Annotated in this window: 20 protein-coding genes; 7 read left to right on the top strand and 13 right to left on the bottom strand. The window is 63.7% G+C overall.

All coding sequences use genetic code 11. The features are described 5' to 3' along the window. Positions 1-5 precede the first annotated feature (5 nt). From OUZ45_RS09205 to OUZ45_RS09190, 4 genes are all read right to left on the bottom strand, one after another. Positions 6-482: an OsmC family protein gene (locus tag OUZ45_RS09205; RefSeq protein ID WP_266169671.1), complete on the bottom strand. Its 477-nt coding sequence runs from the start codon at positions 480-482 to the stop codon at positions 6-8. Further along, on the bottom strand, positions 472-1104 hold the full coding sequence (locus tag OUZ45_RS09200) for an FMN-binding negative transcriptional regulator (protein ID WP_266169669.1): 633 nt from the start codon (positions 1102-1104) through the stop codon (positions 472-474). Before OUZ45_RS09200 ends, OUZ45_RS09205 begins: the two co-directional genes overlap by 11 nt. Before the next feature lie 9 nt (positions 1105-1113). Further along, a complete protein-coding gene (locus OUZ45_RS09195; RefSeq protein WP_266169668.1) occupies positions 1114-2121 on the bottom strand; it encodes an N-acetylornithine carbamoyltransferase in 1008 nt (335 codons plus the stop codon). Between the two features lie 438 nt (positions 2122-2559). Further along, positions 2560-3096 (bottom strand): glycine zipper 2TM domain-containing protein, encoded by a 537-nt coding sequence (locus OUZ45_RS09190; protein WP_266169667.1) that lies wholly within the window; start codon positions 3094-3096, stop codon positions 2560-2562. A 181-nt stretch (positions 3097-3277) separates the two neighbouring features. Between OUZ45_RS09190 and cysS the strand changes: the two genes are divergently transcribed. Together cysS and OUZ45_RS09180 are read left to right on the top strand one after the other, a co-directional pair. Further along, complete coding sequence (gene cysS, locus OUZ45_RS09185; protein WP_266169666.1) at positions 3278-4660, top strand: cysteine--tRNA ligase; 1383 nt, start codon at positions 3278-3280, stop codon at positions 4658-4660. A 28-nt stretch (positions 4661-4688) separates the two neighbouring features. Beyond that, positions 4689-5126: a SufE family protein gene (locus OUZ45_RS09180; RefSeq protein WP_266169664.1), complete on the top strand. Its 438-nt coding sequence runs from the start codon at positions 4689-4691 to the stop codon at positions 5124-5126. An 81-nt stretch (positions 5127-5207) separates the two neighbouring features. On the opposite strand, the gene dksA is transcribed toward OUZ45_RS09180, so the two are convergent. Continuing rightward, complete coding sequence (gene dksA, locus OUZ45_RS09175; protein ID WP_266169662.1) at positions 5208-6317, bottom strand: RNA polymerase-binding protein DksA; 1110 nt, start codon at positions 6315-6317, stop codon at positions 5208-5210. Positions 6318-6443: 126 nt separating this feature from the next. Between dksA and yidD the strand changes: the two genes are divergently transcribed. From yidD to OUZ45_RS09160, 3 genes are read left to right on the top strand one after another with little or no spacing between them, the layout of a single operon-like run. Then, the gene (gene yidD / locus OUZ45_RS09170) at positions 6444-6704 is read left to right on the top strand and encodes a membrane protein insertion efficiency factor YidD (RefSeq protein WP_266169661.1); all 261 of its coding nucleotides are present in this window, start codon (positions 6444-6446) and stop codon (positions 6702-6704) included. After that, positions 6694-8031 carry a dihydroorotase gene (locus OUZ45_RS09165; protein WP_266169660.1) on the top strand — a complete coding sequence of 446 codons (1338 nt, stop codon included), beginning with the start codon at positions 6694-6696 and terminating at the stop codon, positions 8029-8031. Before yidD ends, OUZ45_RS09165 begins: the two co-directional genes overlap by 11 nt. After that, positions 8028-8843: a M23 family metallopeptidase gene (locus OUZ45_RS09160; protein WP_266169658.1), complete on the top strand. Its 816-nt coding sequence runs from the start codon at positions 8028-8030 to the stop codon at positions 8841-8843. The genes OUZ45_RS09165 and OUZ45_RS09160 overlap by 4 nt, the downstream gene beginning before the upstream one ends. A gap of 192 nt (positions 8844-9035) precedes the next feature. Here OUZ45_RS09160 and OUZ45_RS09155 read toward each other — a convergent pair whose 3' ends face one another. From OUZ45_RS09155 to efp, 8 genes are all read right to left on the bottom strand, one after another. Then, a complete protein-coding gene (locus OUZ45_RS09155; protein WP_266169656.1) occupies positions 9036-9479 on the bottom strand; it encodes a YbaY family lipoprotein in 444 nt (147 codons plus the stop codon). 61 nt (positions 9480-9540) lie between these two features. Further along, positions 9541-10491, bottom strand: coding sequence for a GTP cyclohydrolase FolE2 (gene folE2, locus OUZ45_RS09150; protein WP_266169654.1), 951 nt, complete (start codon positions 10489-10491; stop codon positions 9541-9543). 112 nt (positions 10492-10603) lie between these two features. Then, a complete protein-coding gene (locus OUZ45_RS09145) occupies positions 10604-11458 on the bottom strand; it encodes a squalene/phytoene synthase family protein (protein WP_266169652.1) in 855 nt (284 codons plus the stop codon). Beyond that, the gene (locus OUZ45_RS09140; protein WP_266169651.1) at positions 11455-12135 is read right to left on the bottom strand and encodes an HAD family hydrolase; all 681 of its coding nucleotides are present in this window, start codon (positions 12133-12135) and stop codon (positions 11455-11457) included. The genes OUZ45_RS09145 and OUZ45_RS09140 overlap by 4 nt, the downstream gene beginning before the upstream one ends. Then, positions 12132-12839 carry a bifunctional 2-polyprenyl-6-hydroxyphenol methylase/3-demethylubiquinol 3-O-methyltransferase UbiG gene (gene ubiG / locus OUZ45_RS09135; protein WP_266169701.1) on the bottom strand — a complete coding sequence of 236 codons (708 nt, stop codon included), beginning with the start codon at positions 12837-12839 and terminating at the stop codon, positions 12132-12134. The genes OUZ45_RS09140 and ubiG overlap by 4 nt, the downstream gene beginning before the upstream one ends. A gap of 43 nt (positions 12840-12882) precedes the next feature. Beyond that, positions 12883-13137: a YciI family protein gene (locus tag OUZ45_RS09130; RefSeq protein ID WP_266169650.1), complete on the bottom strand. Its 255-nt coding sequence runs from the start codon at positions 13135-13137 to the stop codon at positions 12883-12885. Then, positions 13134-14486, bottom strand: coding sequence for a TRZ/ATZ family hydrolase (locus OUZ45_RS09125; RefSeq protein WP_266169649.1), 1353 nt, complete (start codon positions 14484-14486; stop codon positions 13134-13136). Before OUZ45_RS09125 ends, OUZ45_RS09130 begins: the two co-directional genes overlap by 4 nt. 198 nt (positions 14487-14684) lie before the next feature. Continuing rightward, positions 14685-15254 carry an elongation factor P gene (gene efp / locus OUZ45_RS09120; protein ID WP_266169648.1) on the bottom strand — a complete coding sequence of 190 codons (570 nt, stop codon included), beginning with the start codon at positions 15252-15254 and terminating at the stop codon, positions 14685-14687. An 85-nt stretch (positions 15255-15339) separates the two neighbouring features. Here efp and epmB point away from each other — a divergent pair, with 85 nt between their 5' ends. Then, the gene (epmB, locus tag OUZ45_RS09115; RefSeq protein ID WP_266169647.1) at positions 15340-16350 is read left to right on the top strand and encodes an EF-P beta-lysylation protein EpmB; all 1011 of its coding nucleotides are present in this window, start codon (positions 15340-15342) and stop codon (positions 16348-16350) included. A 149-nt stretch (positions 16351-16499) separates the two neighbouring features. Next, positions 16500-18551: a GGDEF/EAL domain-containing response regulator gene (locus OUZ45_RS09110; RefSeq protein ID WP_266169700.1), complete on the top strand. Its 2052-nt coding sequence runs from the start codon at positions 16500-16502 to the stop codon at positions 18549-18551. Positions 18552-18560 lie beyond the last annotated feature (9 nt).

Raw genomic sequence — 18560 nt, 5'->3', positions numbered from 1 at the left:
GAGAGTTAAACCGAAGCGACGACGATGCGCGGTTCGCAGCGCACCGGAAAATTCACGGATTTGGCGATGAAGCAGGCGTGGTGGGCCGCTTCGTGGGCCGCCTCGGCCCTGGCCGCATCGCTGTCGGCGGTGATGGTGACTTCGGGACGCAACACCGCTTCGGTGAAACGGCCGCCCTTGGCGTCGATCACCAACAGACCTTCAGCGTTGTCGACATACGACGTCACCACGACACCGGCGTCGGCGGCCAGGTGCAGATACCAAAGCATGTGGCAGGTCGACAGCGAGGCCACCAACATGTCTTCCGGATTGTGCTTGCTGCCGTCGCCGCGAAAAGCGGCATCGGACGAACCGGCGATCACCGGTTTGCCGGCAATGCGTACCTCGTGCTCGCGGCCGTAGCCTTGGTACGCCCGCGTACCGGTGCCGCGGTTGCCGGTCCACACGACTTCGACGGGATAACGGTGCTGCTCATGCGCCATCGGACAGTTCCTTGGTTGCGATCATCAGGTCGGCCAGGTCGTTGTCGTGACGGTGTGTACGCTGGCGCAGGCCGTCGACGACACCGGCACGATTGGCCGTGGGATGGTTTTGGCTCAGTTTGAATTTGCCTTCGATGCGCTCGACGGTGATCTCCAGACCCACAATCGCGCGCAACAATTTGTCGGTGTGATCGCCCGGTGCATCCGCCACGCGCCAGGGTTGGGCCTGTCCCGCCTCGTGACGGTCAGTCAACCGCTCAAGCAAGGCGCGCAGCCATGCTGGATCTTCGATCACGCGCAGACGGCCATGCACGTGCACGACGGCATAGTTCCAGGTGGGAACCTCGCGACCGGTTTCATGCTTGCTCGGATACCAGTTGGGGCTGACGTAAGCATCCGGCCCCTGGAAGATCACCAGCACCTCGGCGCCGTCGGCTTTTGCCAGTTCATTACCGCGCGCCACGTGACCGTGCAACGTGGTTTCGCTCACCTGTTCCAATGGCAGATGGTTGGCAGTGAAGCCTGTCGACGCCGCGGTCACCACGGTGGCAAACGGATAGGCATGTATCAACGCCTGCAAGGCATCGTTACGCATTTCCTGAAACTGCCTGGGCATGTACATGCGGAGGCCTCAGTGCTGGCCGAGCAGCGAGGCCATCACGGCCTTCTGCACGTGCAGCCGGTTTTCGGCTTCGTCGACGGCGATGCAGTAAGGCGCGTCCATCACGGCATCGGTGGCCTTCACGTTGCGGCGCAGCGGCAGGCAGTGGCTGAAGAGACCATGGTTGGTCAGCGCCATCTTGGCCTCGTCGACGATGAAGTGCTTGTGTGCGTCGCGGATCGGCCTTTCCTGCTCCCAGCGCCCGAAGAACGGAAGCGCGCCCCAGCTCTTCGCATAGACGACGTCGGCGCCGCTATAAGCCTCTTCGATGTCGTGACTGATCTTGAGCGAGCCGCCGTTGTCCTTGGCGTTCTGATAGCCGTAGGCCATGTAGCGCTCGTCCAGCACGTAATCCGGCGTGGGGCACAGCAAGGTCACGTCCATGCCGAGCTTGGTAGCGATCAACAGCGCCGAGTTCGCTACCGCCGTGTTGAGCGGCTTGGGGTGGTAGGTCCAGGTGAGTACGTACTTCTTGTTCTGCAGGTTGCCCAGGTGTTCTTTCATGGCCAGCGCATGGGCCAGCTCCTGGCAAGGATGGGTGATGGTTTCCATGTTGATCACCGGCACGGTCGCGTACTGAGCAAAGGCCTTGATGACCTTGTCTTCGCGATCCACCGTCCAGTCCTGGAACTTGGGGAAGGCGCGCACGGCGATCAGGTCGACGTAGCGGCTGAGCACGCGCGCCACTTCGGCGATGTGCTCTTCAGTGTCGCCGTCCATCACGCTGCCCACCTCGAACTCGATCGGCCACGCATCCTTACCGGGCGCCAGCACGATGGCATGGCCGCCGAGGTGGAACGCACCCAGTTCGAAACTGGTGCGCGTACGCATGGACGGGTTGAAGAACAGCAGCGCGATCGACTTGCCGGCCAACTGCTGGCCGCGCGGTGAGCGCTTGAACTCGGCCGCTTGCGCGAGCAGACCATCGATCTCGGCGCGGCTGTAATCCTGGGTAGTGAGGAAATGGCGAAGCGTCATGACATGGTGCCTTTGAATGTTCGATCCGAAGCGATTGGCCCTGCATGCACACGACGACCGCGAGCGCTCAGAACCTCTGGAAAGCAGTCCGGCCAGGCCGGTTCCATCGAAACCCCAAAACCAAAAACAAAAAAACCCGGCTCGATGGCCGGGTCTTTGTCGTCGATACACATGAAATGCGTGCGACAGCCTACCCGGCCGAATGTCGGACCAGCGGTCGGCGCGCACGCGACGTCATGCCAGCAGCCATGCGGGCGCTGGTGAGTACGGTAGCGGTATAGACGGCTGCGGACATAAGGGTTCCGGACAGGTGAGCGCGCATCATGACGGGATTCCCGCTGCCGTGCAACATACGCGAGAACCGAATGCAGGCGATGGCGCAAAAAGAACCGCCGCCCGAAGGCGGCGGCGGGTTGGACTCCCCACGACAGGTCCGGCTCAGTCAGCCGGGGCCACGCTGACCCGTACGCGCAGGCGCTCGCCCGGATCGTAGTTCAGCCGCGACACGTACACCTCGCCGCGGTAGCGGTATTCCACGTCGTAACCCATGATGCGGCGCTGTTCGCTGACCGCGGCAACCTGGCGGCAGCGGGTCTCGGTGGATTCGTATTCGCCACCGCCGCTACGCGTCACACCGTTACCGACTGCACCACCGGCGACCGCACCGACCACGGTGGCGGCACGGCGACCATCGCCCTTGCCCACCGTGCTGCCCAGCACACCACCGACAACGGCGCCCAGGATGGTTCCAGCCGTGCTACCAGTGCCCGGGTCGCGATGGACCACCTGCTGGTCGTAGCACTCCTGGCGCGGCACCTCGGTGCGCGATACGCCGTAGACAGGGTCTACGCGCAGCACATCGGCCCATCCATAATGGGTGTTGTCGTCATTGGGACTGGGGTAACGCGCATCCTGCGCACCGACGCTGGTGGCTATAAAGCTCAGCACCAGTACGGCAAAAAACAACTTGGTCATCACGACCTCCAGCAGGGGGTTCCGGCGCAGTCTTTGCGCTAATGTGAATTGCAGCAAAACCACACTGAATCGACGCTTAGAATGACCTAAGCCCAACTCGGGGTACTTACACCTTGTTAATATGCCCGGCTGGCCGCCGCGCCGCCTGCGCGGGCCTTCACCCCGGACCGGAACTCCGTCAATGCCGATTTCGCTCTACAACAGCCTCACCCGCCGCACTGGAACGTTCGCCCCGCGCGACCCGCAGCGAGTGACTATGTATGTGTGCGGCCCGACGGTCTACCACTACGTGCATATCGGCAACGCGCGCGGTCCGGTGGTGTTCGACGTGCTGGCCAGTCTGCTGCGGCGGCACTACCCGCAGCTGGTCTACGCCCGCAACATCACCGACGTCGACGACAAGATCAACCACGCGGCCAAACACCTGCACTGCGACATCAGCGCCATCACCGAGCGCTACACCGCAGCCTACCAAGAGGACATGGCGGGGCTGGGCATCGCCCCGCCGGACATCGAGCCGCGCGCGACGGCGCATATCGGGCAGATCATCACGATGATCGAGAGCCTGATAGCCAGCGGCCATGCCTATGTCGCCGAAGGCCATGTGCTGTTCGAGGTATCCACCTACGCCGCCTACGGTGCGCTGTCCGGTCGCGATACCGAGGAATTGATCGCCGGGGCCCGTGTGGAAGTGGCCCCTTACAAAAAGAACCCCGGCGACTTTGTGTTGTGGAAGCCCTCCACGCCGGACCTGCCTGGCTGGGACAGCCCCTGGGGGGTTGGCCGCCCGGGTTGGCACATCGAGTGCTCGGCCATGTGCGAGGCCCATCTGGGCGACACCATCGACATCCATGCCGGTGGCGTCGACCTGCAGTTCCCGCACCATGAGAACGAGATCGCCCAGTCCACCTGCGCGCACGGCGGCAAGCCCTTTGCCCACTGGTGGCTGCACAACGGCATGCTGACCTTCGACGGGCGCAAGATGTCCAAATCACTGGGCAACGTGCTGAACGTACATGAGCTGCTGCGGCAGCATCCGCCGGAGGCGCTGCGGCTGATGCTGTTGCGAGGCCACTACCGCCAGCCACTGGATTGGTCCGACGGCGCCATCACCCAGGCGGTGAGCACGCTGGACGGTTGGTATCGCGTACTGCGTGATCTGGCCGATGTCGAGCTACCGGAAGGCACCCTGCCTGTGCCCGCGAACATCGAGGCGGCACTGTGCGATGACCTCAACACCCCGCAGGCGCTGGCTGAGTTGTCGCAGCTGGCCGACGCCGCGCGACAGGCCGGAGCCGACACACGGCGCGAGGCCAAGGCAGCCCTGATCGGCGGCGGCGCCTTGCTGGGCTTGTTGCAGCAAGATCCCGAGGTCTGGTTCAAGAATGCTGGCGCTACCGCGGTTGACGCAGCCCATGTCGAGAGCCTGCTGGAAGAGCGCCGCAACGCTCGCGCAGCTCGCGACTTCAAGCGCGCCGATGCGATTCGCGATGAACTGACGGCGCTGGGCATCGTGATCGAAGATGGCGCCCAGGGCACGCGCTGGAGCGTGACCAAAGGCTGATCGCAGCAAAACGCGCGATAATGGCGCCATGAATGCTATTGCCATACCCAGCACCGAGCAGGCGCAACAGGACATCGTCGACGAGTTCGCTTTCTTCGGCGACTGGACCGAGCGCTATCAGTACCTGATCGACCTCGGCAAGCAGCTACCCGACTTCCCGGATGCCCTGAAGACTGAAGAGCACCGTGTGCACGGCTGCCAGTCGATGGTGTGGCTGGTGCCCAGCGGCGATGCCTCGAAACTGCATTTCGCCGCCACCAGCGATTCGGCCATCGTCTCGGGGTTGATTGCGCTGGTGCTGCGCGTCTACTCGGACCACTCCGCCCGCGAGATCGTCGCCACCGAACCGCGCTTCATCGAAGCCATCGGCCTGGCCAAGCATCTCTCCCCCACCCGCTCCAACGGCTTGGCCGCCATGCTGGGCAAGCTGAAGGCGCACGCGGCAGCGAAACTGGCGGAAGGCTGAGGCTCGCGCTTTTCCCAAAAGCAAAAACCCCGCACAACGGCGGGGTTTTGCTTTTGAGAAAGCTTACGCAGGTGAACGAGTTCAGTCGCCCATCTGCTTCTGCAGATGCTCGCGACGTTCCTGGGCATCCAGCGACAAGGTAGCGATCGGACGTGCCTCAAGGCGCTCCACCCCGATTTCCTCGTCGGTTTCTTCGCAGTAGCCGTAGCGGCCTTCCTCGATCCGGCGCAGCGCCTTGTCGATCTTGGAGATCAGCTTGCGGTAGCGATCGCGGGTGCGCAGTTCCAGCGAGTTCTCCGTCTCGCGGGTGGCGCGCTCGGCTTCGTCGCCGACGTCGCGCACTTCATCGCGCAGGTTTTCCATGGTCTGGCGCGATTCCTCCACCAGCTGGTCGCGCCAATCGCGCAGCTTGTTGCGGAAGTAGGCAAGCTGACGCGGGTTCATGTACTCCTCGTTGCTCGAGGGGCGGTAGCCCTTCGGCAGATCGATGGAGATGGTGGAAGGCAGGGCGTAACGCCCGTCTTCCTTGGTGACGCCATTGTCGAGTGCGGCTGCGGAACTATTCATCGAGGACTGCGGGGTCTTCTGGTTTTTGGAAGAGATATGGCGTGCGGTGGCAGTGGCCACGCGCGGGGTCGCCACGGCGATGGCGCTCGCCACCTTGCCCTTCAGGGGCGGGATAGCGGGCTTCGAAGGTACGGCGCTGACGGTAGCGGCCGGCTTGGCGACCGGTTGAACCGGTTCGGCCTTGGCTGGCTTGGCGACCACCACCTGCGGTTTCTTGGCTGGAGCGACCACCGTCTTGGGGGTCGGCTTCACAGCCACTTCCTTTTTTACGGCAACTTTCACGGCAGCTTTCTTAGCAACCGGTTTGCTGGCCGGCGCTGCCTTTTTCGGCTGAGGCTTGGCGACGGCCTTCTTAGCCACCGAGGCGTGCTTGGCAAGGGGCTTGGCCGCCTTCTTGGCGACCGGCTTCTTGACGACGGCTTTCTTGACCACCGGTTTCTTGGCAGCAGCCGCCTTCTTGGCCGGCGCAGCCTTGACCGGGGCCTTCTTGGCCGCCTTGACCACCGGGCCCTTGACGGCCTTGGTGGCTGCTTTCGACTTGCTGGTCTTGACACCGTTAGCCTTGGCCGCAGTTTTTCCCTTCTGCGCCTTGGCTGCTGTCGAACTACGCGTCGTTTTCGCCATTTCCCTTCACCATTTTGGCCTTGGCGGCCCGGTGTTATAGCCCATGCGCGTTACACCGGCAAGCGTGCATCTGGAATACTTGCGCCATACTCAAGCCGCAAGCTACTCAGGCAGCGCAAAACCGTTGTGACACGACTCATACTTCTATTGCTCGGCTTCTACAAGCGCTGGCTCAGCCCGCTATTGGGTCGACGCTGCCGTTTTCACCCCAGCTGTTCCGATTATGCACGGATTGCCGTTGCACGCTTTGGGCCAGCACGGGGTGTCATCCTGACAGGTTGGCGCCTGCTGCGCTGCCAGCCCCTGTGTGAGGGTGGCGAGGATCCGGTGCCCGAGCAGTTCTCTTTCCGCCGTTGCCGCCCCCATGAGGAACCCCATGTCCACTGAATGGCTGATCAAGAACGCTGAACTGGTCAACGAAGGCCGCCGCTACCATGCCGACCTCCGCGTGAAGCAAGGACGGATCGAGACCATTGCTGGCGACCTCGACGCCCGCCCTGGCGAGCAGGTGATCGATGCCACCGGCCTGTGGCTGCTGCCCGGCATGATCGACGACCAGGTGCATTTCCGCGAACCCGGCCTGACCCACAAGGCCGACATTGCCTCCGAGTCCCGCGCCTGCGCGGCGGGCGGTATCACCAGCTTTATGGAGATGCCCAATACCAAGCCGCCGGCGCTGGACCGCGACTCGCTGGAAGCCAAGTACGCCCGTGCCGCCGAGACCTCGGCGGTGAACTACGCGTTCTATCTCGGCGCCAGCAACGACAACCTGGAAGCCATCCGCTCGCTCGACCCGAAGGCGGCGCCGGGCATCAAGGTGTTCATGGGCGCCTCCACCGGCAACATGCTGGTGGACAACCCGGAGGTGCTCGACGGCATCTTCCGCGAGGCACCCACGCCGATCATCACGCACTGCGAAGACACCCCGATGATCGACGCCCTGCACGCCAAGGCGCGCGAGAAATACGGCGACGACATCCCCGCTCGCGAGCACCCGCTGATCCGCTCGCGCGAGGCCTGTATCAAGTCCACCCGCCTCGCCATTGCGCTGGCGCAGAAGCACGGTAGCCGCCTGCATGTGCTGCATATTTCCACCGCGGACGAACTGGCACTATTCCAGCCTGGCCCGCTCAAGGGCAAGCGGATCACCGCTGAAACCTGCGTGCACTTCCTGCATTTCGACGACCGCGACTACGAGCGCCTCGGTTTCTTGATCAAGTGCAATCCCGCGATCAAAACCGGCGCCGACCGCGAGGCGATCATCCAGGCGCTGGCCGACGGGCGGATCGACGTGCTGGCCACAGACCACGCGCCGCACCTGCTGGAAGAAAAGGCGCAGCGCTATGACGAGGCGCCGTCCGGCCTGCCGCTGGTCCAGTTTGCGCTGCAGGCGGCGTTGCAGCGTGTATTCGAAGGCAAGCTGACGCTGGAGCGGGTGGTCGAGTCGGTCACGCATGCGCCGGCCACGCTGTTTGACGTGAAGGAGCGCGGTTACCTGCGCGAAGGCTATGCCGCCGACCTGGTGCTGGTCGACCCGAACAAGCCGCACACGGTGCGCCGCGAGGAAGTGCTATCCAAATGTGGCTGGTCGCCGTTCGAGGGCGTCACCTTCAGCAGCTCGATCATTGCCACCTTCGTGAACGGCGAACGGGTGTGGGACGGCTCGACGATCAATGCCGCCGTGCGCGGCCAACGGCTGGCCTTCGCACGATGAGGGGTGCGCTGCGCACTATCGCGCTGCTCGCCTTGTTATTTGCCGCCCTGCCCTCGCTCGCTGCCGAACTGCCCAGCCGCATCTCGCAGGGCGGCCTGGTGATCGCCAACCTGCCGGGCATCGCGCAGGTCCATGTCGGCGGCAAAGCGGTACGTGTCGGCGCGAATGGCACCGTGGTGTTCGGCGCCGGCCGTGACGAACATGGCCCGCTCACGGTCAATCTCGCTTATCGCGACGGGCGCCAGGAAACCGCCCGCATCGCCGTGACATCGCGCGACTGGCCGGTTGAACGCGTTGATGGCGTGCCACCGAAGACCGTGAATCCTCCGCCGGACATTGCGGAACGCATCAAGCGCGAGCAGGCGGAAGTCACTGCCGCGCGCAACCGCGACGACAATCGCGAGGATTTCCTCAAGGGCTTCATCTGGCCAGTGCAGGGCCGCATCAGCGGACGCTTCGGCAACCAGCGCATCTACAACGGCGATCCAAAGGCGCCGCATTCGGGCATGGACATCGCCGTGCCCACGGGAACGCCGATCAAGGCGCCGGCCGCCGGCATCGTCACATTCGCCAAACCCGACCTCTACCTCACCGGCGGCACCGTCTTACTCGACCACGGCTTCGGCCTCAGCTCGAACTTCCTGCATCTTTCGCGGCTGGACGTGAAGGCCGGCCAGCGCGTGAGCCAGGGCGACGTGATCGGTGCGGCCGGCATGACTGGACGCGCCACGGGACCGCATGTGCACTGGGGCTTCAACTGGTTCGGCGTGCGGCTGGATCCCCTGCTGCTTCCGGGTATAGCCGCACCCTGACGCACGCTCATGTAGGAGCCCACCCTGTGGGCGACAAACCGGCAGGACTGCCGGTTTGCACGGCGAAGCCGCCGAAGGGCGAGGGCCATGGATGGCCCGAGTGAAGCGGCCCGCCAGCGCCGCGCTCTTTGCAGCAACGGCCCTGCTACCGCAGGGCTCGCGCACACGGGGTGTGCTCCTACAGGCGTAATCTCAGGGAACGGCTTTCAGTGCAACACGCACGGGCCCCTGCTCACCCGAGCGGCCCAACACGCTGATGCGTTCGTCGTTGATGGCCAGCAGGTGGTCACCTTGTTGCAGGCGCGCTGATACGGCGAAATCAACGCCTTGAGCGAGGTCCGCCGGATCGTAAACCAGCTGAAAATCCACCGGCGAAGCACCGACCGGCGACACGCGTTCCTTCGTGATGACGCGGGCAGGCGCGTCCTGCCGGCTGACATCGATCAGGCTCACCTCGAGCACCGCATCGGCGGGTACCGGCTGGTGCAGCGCGTAAACCACGATGCCTGCCAGGGAGCGCACCAGCGCCTGCGATGCAGGGGCATCGTTGGAAGAAGTTTTGCCATGCGGCCACAACCCGCAACCCGACAACGCGAGTACGGCTGCGGCGACACACAGAAGTTTGGACGAGCGCATGGGCGGCTCCTCGGAACAGGAGCCGCATGCTAACAGGCGATGCGTGTGCGAAGGGTTTCGATCAGCAGCGCTTGTCACCGTAGCCGCCGGCCACGCCCTTGCTGGCGTAAGCCACCGCGTCATGCGGATGCAGGCTTTCCTGATGTTCCACTCGAATATGGAAATCGCTCAGACGCTCATCCTTGTCGAGTGCTTTCTGGATGCGACGCGCGGCGTCTTCGCAGAACATCAGATTGCTACCGTTGGCGAGTGCAAAAGCCTGTTCGTCTTCGCGCTTGACCGCGGTCTGCACCGGCGTACCCAAGGCATGCTCGACACGATCGATCAGCTCGATCAGGTCGAAGCCGGCCCCCTTGGCAGTACGCACGCGCAGGCGCGCAACGCTGCGCTGGGCATGTGGCGTGGCCACGATGCCGCGCTCGGTACCGAGCCAGGCAAACACAGCCGCATGATCGATCGGCTTGCCTGCATCGAAGTCCTTGGCGAACTGATCTTGGATCAACTGGCGCGACAACGCTGCCGATGCCGGACAGGTGGAGGAATAGACCACCTCGGTGCCGAATTCCAACAGAAATTCGTCTCCGATCAGACTGGCTTCGATGCAAATAGGATAGGCACGCCAGCCGCTATTGCTGCTGCGTAACGCCGGGCGGCGCACCAGATGGTCGAAGCGGATGCTGAGGCAAGCGCGGTCGGACAGGTCTTTGTGCGAATCGAGAAAGCCGCGCAATAGCTCGTGCAGCGATTCGGCACTCAATGTCCGCGTGCTGAGCGCCTGCTCCACCTGGAGATACAACCGCGACATATGGATGCCGCGCTTGTCCGGGCGATTCAAATTGACGAAGGCGCCGACCCGCGCACTGGCGCGCTGCACGTCACCATCGCCAGCGTCAAAACGCACCGGCACCTCAATGCCATCCATGCCGACCCAGTCGAGCGCGCCAGCCAGATGCGGCTGCGCGTGAACGGCGACGTCGGGCAGGAGGCGAGCAGTGTTTTCCTGGGTGTACATGGGTGAATCCTATAACTTACGGGCGGCTATACCGCTGCGAGGCTCCTAATCTTGGGGCAAGGCCCCCACGTCGCAATAGTGGCGCGAAGGAAACGCTGCGTCCGCGCTGGGATCAGCCGGCCAGCTGCCGCCACGCGCGAGCGGCACGCCAAGCCTGCCAGGCAACCCCGAGGCCGCTTTCAGCCTGCCCCTCGCGGAGGACCGCCAACGGATCGCCAGCCTTGCTGGCACGCTTTACCAGGCCCCGGCTGCCTTGCGATTCCAACTCGCGGAATACGCTGAGCGGTCCCGTCATCTGCTCCGACTCGCGCCATGCAGCCAGCAAGTCTTCCAGCTGGGCGCGAATGGCCTGTTCACGCGCCACGCCCGGCTTGCGCAGGTCACCACGACTAAGGCCGAAGCGCGCCATGCGCGCCATCGGCAAGGGAAGACGATCGCGCTCGGCATCCTGTTCCAGCCGCAACAGCGCGTAGAGCAAATGCGAGAGCGTAGCGACCCGGCCCGCTCGCTCGCTTGACGCTCCATCGCCATACCACCAGGCGGTTTCCAGCGCGGCCAGTGCGCCGTGCAACTCACTGGCTGCGGCCACCTGCGAGGCAAAGTCGGCCGCGGTGCCCTCTTCCAGCTGCGCCATCGCCGCCAGTACCGGCGCCAGCCAGCGCTCGCTCGGCAAGGCATGAGCGTGGTCGTCGTCGAACAGCACTTGAGTCAACGGATGTCGGCCACCGCTGGCAGCCGCACCGGAAAGCTCTTCCGCCCACCAATTCAGTTTGGCTGCCGCCACTTGCGGCTCCTGGATGCCGTAGGCGGCGGACAGCCATTCTTGCTCCAGCGCCGCAAGGGCGATATGACTCGGGTAGCGCTTCGCATCGACAAACACCAGCGCAATACGCTGGCGGGGCTGCACGGCAAGCCACTTATCGACGTAGCTCTGCAGCGCCCCACTCGGGCCTTCCACATGACTCATGCCAACACCGGTCCACGCTGCAGCAATGCGGTGAGTTGGGCCGGGTCGTCCAGCACCAGATCGGCATGCCACTGATGCGGATCGCCGCCATCGAGGTAACCCCAGCTCGCTGCCACCGTGTAGAGGCCCGCCGCCGCACCGGCTTGTACGTCGCGACGGTCGTCGCCCACGAACAGGCAACGCGACGGCTCCAGACCGGCTTGCTCGCAAGCAAGCAGCACCGGCGCGGGATCGGGCTTCTTCACCGGCAGGGTGTCGCCGGAAACCACAGCGCTGGCGCGCTCCGCCCAGCCGATCTGTTGCACCAATTCATCGGTGAGGAAAGCGGGTTTGTTGGTGACGATGCCCCAGCGCATACCTCGCGCTTCGATCAGCGCCAGCAAATCGTCGACACCGTCGAAGGCGCGCGTTTGATGCGCCATCACGTCCTGGTAAAGCTCCAGGTAACGCGGCACCAGGGCGAGCCGCGCCGGTTCGTCGTGATCGGGAAAACCACACTGCAGGATGGCACGCGAGCCCCGCGAGACCACCTCGCGCACCGGCGCGTAGGCGGGCTTGGGCGCACCCTCTTCTTCGCACAGCGTCACCAGGGCGGCGTAGAGATCGGCGGCGCTGTCGAGCAGGGTACCGTCCAGGTCGAACAATACGCCTTGGATGTTTTCGGGTAGGTGCTTCATGCCGGTTTGCGCGCGCACAGCACGTAGTTGATCGCTGTAAAGCGGCTGAGCCACGCCTTGCGGCTCATCGGGTTGTAGCCGAGGCCAGTGACATCTTCCAACTCGAGGCCAGCATGGCGCAGCAGGCGCCCCAGCTCCGACGGTTTAAGGAACTGTGCATAGTGGTGCGTACCGCGCGGCAGCATGCGTGTGATGTATTCGGCGCCCAGAATGGCCGCGCCAAATGCCGCCGGTGTGCGGTTGATAGTGGACATGAAGACCAGACCACCCGGCTTCACCATGGTGGCGAGATCCGCCACCAGCGCAGTGGGGTCCGGTACGTGCTCGATCAGCTCCATGCAGCACACGGCGTCGAAGCTCGCCGGCTCGTCCGCGGCCAGGCCTGCGGACGATTGCACGCGATAGTCGATCTGCAGGTTCGATTCGTGCAGGTGCAAACGCGCCACATCGATGACTTTGTCGCCGAGGTCGATACCGGTGACCTGTGCACCCGCGCGTGCCAGCGCCTCGCTGAGCAGGCCGCCTCCGCAGCCCACATCGGCCACTTTGGCGTTACGCAAATCGACGCGCGCAGCCACATAACCGGTGCGTATCGGATTCAGATCGTGCAGCGGACGCGACTCGCCATCCGGGTCCCACCAGCGCGAAGCCAGCTTGCCGAAGCGGGCGATTTCATCGGGGCTTACGTTGCCTGCAGCCTGCATCATGAGTTCCTCTTGCGCATGGCGCTTCGATCAGGTGCGTAGCTTAACGCGCCTGCCATTCGTACACCGTGATATCCCAGCCGCCGCTGATATGCGTCGGATCGCTATGCGCGATAGTCAGCGCTTCAGCGAAGCTCTCGGCGAACAGCAGATAGGCGCCGCCGGACTTGTCGCTGAAGGGTCCAGACAACTCGATCTTTCCGCCGGCACGCAGGCCTTCAAGAAAATCCTTGTGAGGCTGCACCATGGCCGGATCGTAGTGCGGACGGCGCATGACCAGAACGAGATAACGGTTCATGCCACCTCCGGAGCAACGGCATCGATGGCCGCGATCCGTTCGCGCCAGGCATGCGTGCGAGCAAGGATGGCATGGGTATCCATACCAACCAGCACGCGCCCTGCGAGTTTGCGCGCACCCGCGATCCAAACATCGGTCACCTGATGACGGCCGGTGGCGTACACCAGTTGCGAGGCGACGTGGAATAGCGGCTGCGTTTCCAGATCAGACAGACGCACGGCTGCAAGGTCGGCCTGCTTGCCGACCTCGATCGAACCGATCTGCGCTTCGAGCCCCAAGGCGCGTGCGCCGTTGAGCGTGGCGGCGCGCAAGGTATAGGCAGCATCGAAAGCGGCGGCGTCATTGGCCACGGCTTTCGCCAGCATCGCAGCGGTGCGCATTTCGCCAAACATGTCGAGGTCGTTGTTGGAGGCGCAGCCATCCGTACCGATGGCCACATTCACGCCGGCTTTGCGCAGCTTCTCGACGGGACTGAAGCCGGAAGCCAGCTTGAGGTTGGATTCGGGGCAGTGCACCACCGATACGCCAGCCTCGGCACAGGCGGCGATTTCGCCATCGGTCATCTGCGTCATGTGCACAGCGATCAGACGGTCGTTGATCAGACCCAGCTTCTGCAACCGCTGGAACGGACGCAGGCCGCTCTTCTTCTTTTCTTCCTCGACCTCGTGCGCGGTCTCGTGCGTATGCAGATGCACAGGAATGTCGAGTTGGTCGGCCAGCACACGAATGCGCTCGAAGCTCTGGTCCGACACCGTGTACGGCGCGTGCGGCGCGAAAGCCGTGCTGATCAGCGTATCGCCCAGGAAGCTGTCGTGCACTTCCGTGGCGCGCTCGAAGTACTCGTCCTGGCTCTTGGCCCAGGCAGTGGGAAATTCGATCACCGGCAGACCGACCACGGCGCGGAAACCCAGACGCCGATAGGTAGCGCCGATCACGTCCGGGAAGAAGTAGTTTTCGTTGGCGCAGGTGGTACCACCGCGCAACATCTCGGCCACAGCCAGCTCCACACCGTCGCGCACGAACTCGGGCCCGATCACTTTGGCCTCGGCCGGCCAGATGTGTTGCTGCAACCACACCATCAGCGGCAGGTCGTCGGCAAGGCCGCGCAGCAGCGTCATGGGGTTGTGCGTGTGGCTATTGATCAGACCCGGTATCAGCACGTGTTCGCCGAGTTCCACGCGCTCGCGCGGCGCGTACATGGCGCGTGCCTGGGCGGTCGGCATCAATGCGACGATGGCGCCCTTGTCCACCGCCACGGCATGGTGGTCGAGGACCACGCCATGCGGCTCCACGGGGACGACCCAGCGCGCTTCGATGAGAAGGTCAATGTCGGTGCTACCGGAGCTCATTGCTACCTCGCTGTATCGGGATACCAGAAAGTGCGGAACATATCGATGCCGTACGGCTTCTCATCGTACTTGAGCATGGTGCTGGCAGTTCGCTTGCCCGCATCTCGAGTATTCGTCTGAGACGGCATTTCTCATGGCTGATAAAGAAAACGGCACGGCGCCCAGAAGGCCGCCGTGCCGTTCGATCCTGCCTGCGCCTTACTTGCCGACGCGGCTGACGTATTCACCCGTACGGGTGTCGACCTTGATCATTTCTTCATTGGCGACGAACAGCGGCACGCGCACCACCGCACCGGTTTCCAGCGTGGCCGGCTTGCCGCCGCCACCAGAGGTGTCGCCGCGCACGCCCGGGTCGGTCTCGGTGATCTTCAGCTCGACGAAGTTCGGCGGCTGCACGGCGATGATCTCGCCGTTGAACAGCGTCACCACGCACTCCTCTTCACCCTTCAGCCACTTGGCGGCATCGCCCATGCCGACCTTGCCGGCCTGATGCTGCTCGAAGCTTTCCTGCTGCATGAAGTGCCAGAACTCACCATCGGAATACAGATACTGCATATCCGTGTCGACCACGTCGGCGATCTCGAACGAGTCGCTCGACTTCATGGTTTGCTCGGTGGTGCGCCCGTTCTTCAGGTTGCGGATGAAGATACGGGTGAATGCCTGCCCTTTACCAGGCTTGATGAACTCCGCCTCGGTGATGACCCAAGGATCATTGTTGTGAAGGATCTTCATACCCTTCTTGACGTCGTTCAGACCGGCGGTGGCCATGCGCTTTGTGCTCCAGATGTGACGCCGCCGGCGGGCGGCTAGAATAGGTGTTTGCCCGGGCTCTTGGCCCGACTCAAGACCCAATATGATAACCGCAAGCCCCGCTGCCCGCCTATCACCGCCAGGAGCCGACTGGCGCGAGCTTTGGCGCTCGGCCGTTACCGATCCTCGCGAATTGCTTGAAACAGTAGGCCTCGGCCACCTGGCCGACCGCCTGCCGCCTGATGACGCCGGCTTCGCGCTGCGCGTGCCGCGCGGCTTCGTAGATCGCATGCGGGTCGGCGATCCACAGGACCCGCTGCTGCTGCAGGTGCTCCCTCAACTGGCCGAACTAGACCAGGTAACGGGCTTCGGCACGGACGCCGTCGGCGACATGGCTGCGCGTACGGCCCAGGGCGTACTGCACAAATACCAGGGCCGCGCCCTGCTGATCGCCAGCGGTAGTTGCGCCGTGAACTGCCGCTACTGCTTTCGCCGCCATTTTCCGTATGGCGAGGAGATGGCCGCGGCTGGCCAGTGGCGCAAGGCGCTGGAGCATGTGCGCCAGGACGCGTCCATCAGCGAGCTGATCCTTTCTGGCGGCGACCCTCTCGCCCTGGCGACCGCCAAGCTGGAAGAGTTGAGCCAGGGACTTGCGGCGATCCCGCACGTGACGCGCCTGCGCATCCACACCCGCCTGCCGGTGGTGCTGCCGGAGCGCATCGATGAAGCCTTCCAGAACTGGCTGACCCGACTGCCACTGCAGAAGGTGGTCGTGCTGCACGCCAATCACGCGAACGAGTTCGACGCCAAGGTGGACGCCGCCTGCACCCGCTTGCGCGAAACCGGCACCACCGTGCTCAACCAGGCGGTACTCCTGCGCGGGATCAATGACGATGCCGAGACCTTGGAGGCGCTGTCCGAGCGCCTGTTCGCTGCAGGCGTGCTGCCGTACTACCTGCACCAGCTCGATCGCGTGCAGGGCGCGGCGCACTTCGAGGTGAGCGACGAACGCGCACTGGAGCTGCTCGACGCTCTCCGCCGCCGCCTGCCCGGCTACCTAGTGCCCAAGCTGGTCCGCGAAGTAGGTGGCGATGCTTCGAAGCGTCCGCTATGAGCCCGGGTGAGCTGCGCGTCACCCCAGGGATTTTTTCGCTGGCGGTTGTCCCTAGAATCCGTTAAAACCCATGGGCGGCGCCGGTTCCACGCATGCCTGGGATTAGGTGCCGCCTGTTTGGGGGCGAACACGGAAAGCGCAGCATGCCAATGAAGACAAACCTGGTCATCAAGCTCCTTTTCATCGAGAAATCGGTCGAGGATGCGGAACAAATCATCAGCCTGCTGCGCAACAACGGCATTGCCGTGCGACCTGCGCGCGCCACCAGCCCCGATCAGGTGCAGGCCGCACTCGACGAACTGGGTCCGGACATCGTGCTGTACGACCCATCGATCGGCTCGGTTGGCTTGCCGGATGTCGTCCGCCTGCTGAACGCTCACGACCGCGACCTGTCACTGATCGCCCTGGTATCCCAGGTGGACAACGCCAGCGTCACGGATTTGTTCGCCAGCGGCGTGCGCGGCATCGGTCTGCGCCCCCAGCCAAAACAGCTGATGTCGGTGATCCAGCGCGAATTCGAATCGCTCCATGGGCGGCGCCAGCTGCGCCGCCTCGAAACCGCGCTGCGCGAATCGGAGCGCCGCTGCGATGCCCTGCTCGACTCGTCCACCGATGCCATCGCCTACGTGCACGAAGGCATGCACGTGCGCGCCAACCAGGCCTATCTGGATACCTTCGGCTACCACGAATTCGACGATCTGCTTGGCCTGCCCGTGCTCGACATGATCAGCTCGACCGATGCCGAGGAATTCAAGTCAGCGCTGAAGAGCCTCTCGCGCGGTGAGAAATCCGCCAACCACATGGAACTACAAGCACGCCGCGCCGATGCCAGCAGCTTCAAAGCCACGGTGGAATTCACGCACGCCACCTTCGAGGGCGAGCCCTGCCTGCAGATAGTGTTCCGTCGCCAGCAGGTGGATCCGGCGATGCAGGAACAGTTGCAGCGCGATCCGGTCACCGGCCTACTCAACCGCGCCCGCATGCTGGAGTGCGTGGACCAGGCCGTAGCGGCTGCCACCGAAGGCACCAAGGGCCAGTCGCTACTGCTGATCGAACCCGACAACTGGCAGACCATCGTCTCCGGTATCGGCCTGAATAAGACCGACGAGCTGCTGGCGGTTTTTGCTGCTCGCATTCATGCCTTGCTCGGACTGGAGGACACCGCGGGCCTGCTCGCCGAGCATACGGTGGGCGTGATCCTGCATTCGCGTAACGACGAAGGCATCAAGGAATGGATCGCCGCTCTGCAACGCAGCATCGCCAACGACATTTTCGACGTCGGTTCGCGCTCGCTTACGGTGACTGCCAGCATCGGCGGCAGCCTGCTGGGTGAAAAGAACGCCAATACGGAGCTACTGCTGGAGCAGGCCAATCAGGCATTGCGCAATGCGCAGAGCCAGGGCGGCAATCGCAGTGAAGTGCACGACCCCTCCGCGCGCGAGAAGGCCGACGCGGAGCGCGAACGTTACTGGCTGGACCTGTTAAAGCAGGCGCTGAGTCAGGACGATTTCGTGCTCTACCATCAGCAGATCATCAGCCTGCAGGACGCCGAGGGCGAATTCTCGGAGATCCTGCTGCGCCTCAACGGCCCGCAAGGTGAGGTCCTCCCCGGCTTCTTTATGCCGATCGCCGAAAAGTACAACCTCACACCGGCGATCGACCGCTGCGTGCTCAACCAGGCCATCCAGGCGCTCAGCACACGCGAACGCTTCGGCTCGCCGACCACCTTCTTCGTCAAGCTCACCGCCGGCTCATTGCTGGACGACCAACTGCTGCCATGGCTCGGTGCACGACTGAAGCAGGCCAATCTCAAGCATGGCCGGTTGGTGCTGGAGACGACCGAGAGCAAGGTGGTGACCTCGCTGCGGCCGGCACAGGAGTTCGTGCGCACTTGGAAACAGCTGGGCGGTCAGTTCGCGCTGGAGCAATTCGGCTCGGGCCTCAACTCGTTCCAGCTGCTCAACCACATCGACGCAGACTATCTGAAGATCGATCGTAGCTATATGTCCAACCTGCCACAGCAACCAGAGAGCCAGAAGAAGGTTGCCGAGCTGTGCCGCCAGGCGCGCGAGATCAACCGCCTGACGATCGCCGAATGGGTGGAGGACGCCGCCAGCACCTCGCTATTGTTTGCTTGCGGCGTCGATTTCGTGCAGGGCAACTTCTTGCAGGAACCGCAGCGGTTGCTCATCGCCCCGTAAGCAACATCC

This window comes from Dyella subtropica (assembly GCF_026283965.1).
In the GTDB taxonomy this organism is placed as follows: domain Bacteria; phylum Pseudomonadota; class Gammaproteobacteria; order Xanthomonadales; family Rhodanobacteraceae; genus Dyella_D; species Dyella_D subtropica.
The sequence above is the reverse complement of the archived record's forward strand: the minus strand, read 5'-3'. Positions and strand labels throughout refer to the sequence as shown.

What these genes read in the sequence shown, in the direction of transcription:
- OUZ45_RS09205 (WP_266169671.1), bottom strand. Translation starts at nt 482, where the DNA reads ATGGCGCATGAGCAGCACCGTTATCCCGTCGAAGTCGTGTGGACCGGC.
- OUZ45_RS09200 (WP_266169669.1), bottom strand. Translation starts at nt 1,104, where the DNA reads ATGTACATGCCCAGGCAGTTTCAGGAAATGCGTAACGATGCCTTGCAG.
- OUZ45_RS09195 (WP_266169668.1), bottom strand. Translation starts at nt 2,121, where the DNA reads ATGACGCTTCGCCATTTCCTCACTACCCAGGATTACAGCCGCGCCGAG.
- OUZ45_RS09190 (WP_266169667.1), bottom strand. Translation starts at nt 3,096, where the DNA reads ATGACCAAGTTGTTTTTTGCCGTACTGGTGCTGAGCTTTATAGCCACC.
- cysS (WP_266169666.1), top strand. Translation starts at nt 3,278, where the DNA reads ATGCCGATTTCGCTCTACAACAGCCTCACCCGCCGCACTGGAACGTTC.
- OUZ45_RS09180 (WP_266169664.1), top strand. Translation starts at nt 4,689, where the DNA reads ATGAATGCTATTGCCATACCCAGCACCGAGCAGGCGCAACAGGACATC.
- dksA (WP_266169662.1), bottom strand. Translation starts at nt 6,317, where the DNA reads ATGGCGAAAACGACGCGTAGTTCGACAGCAGCCAAGGCGCAGAAGGGA.
- OUZ45_RS09165 (WP_266169660.1), top strand. Translation starts at nt 6,694, where the DNA reads ATGTCCACTGAATGGCTGATCAAGAACGCTGAACTGGTCAACGAAGGC.
- OUZ45_RS09160 (WP_266169658.1), top strand. Translation starts at nt 8,028, where the DNA reads ATGAGGGGTGCGCTGCGCACTATCGCGCTGCTCGCCTTGTTATTTGCC.
- OUZ45_RS09155 (WP_266169656.1), bottom strand. Translation starts at nt 9,479, where the DNA reads ATGCGCTCGTCCAAACTTCTGTGTGTCGCCGCAGCCGTACTCGCGTTG.
- folE2 (WP_266169654.1), bottom strand. Translation starts at nt 10,491, where the DNA reads ATGTACACCCAGGAAAACACTGCTCGCCTCCTGCCCGACGTCGCCGTT.
- OUZ45_RS09145 (WP_266169652.1), bottom strand. Translation starts at nt 11,458, where the DNA reads ATGAGTCATGTGGAAGGCCCGAGTGGGGCGCTGCAGAGCTACGTCGAT.
- OUZ45_RS09140 (WP_266169651.1), bottom strand. Translation starts at nt 12,135, where the DNA reads ATGAAGCACCTACCCGAAAACATCCAAGGCGTATTGTTCGACCTGGAC.
- ubiG (WP_266169701.1), bottom strand. Translation starts at nt 12,839, where the DNA reads ATGCAGGCTGCAGGCAACGTAAGCCCCGATGAAATCGCCCGCTTCGGC.
- OUZ45_RS09130 (WP_266169650.1), bottom strand. Translation starts at nt 13,137, where the DNA reads ATGAACCGTTATCTCGTTCTGGTCATGCGCCGTCCGCACTACGATCCG.
- OUZ45_RS09125 (WP_266169649.1), bottom strand. Translation starts at nt 14,486, where the DNA reads ATGAGCTCCGGTAGCACCGACATTGACCTTCTCATCGAAGCGCGCTGG.
- efp (WP_266169648.1), bottom strand. Translation starts at nt 15,254, where the DNA reads ATGGCCACCGCCGGTCTGAACGACGTCAAGAAGGGTATGAAGATCCTT.
- epmB (WP_266169647.1), top strand. Translation starts at nt 15,340, where the DNA reads ATGATAACCGCAAGCCCCGCTGCCCGCCTATCACCGCCAGGAGCCGAC.
- OUZ45_RS09110 (WP_266169700.1), top strand. Translation starts at nt 16,500, where the DNA reads ATGAAGACAAACCTGGTCATCAAGCTCCTTTTCATCGAGAAATCGGTC.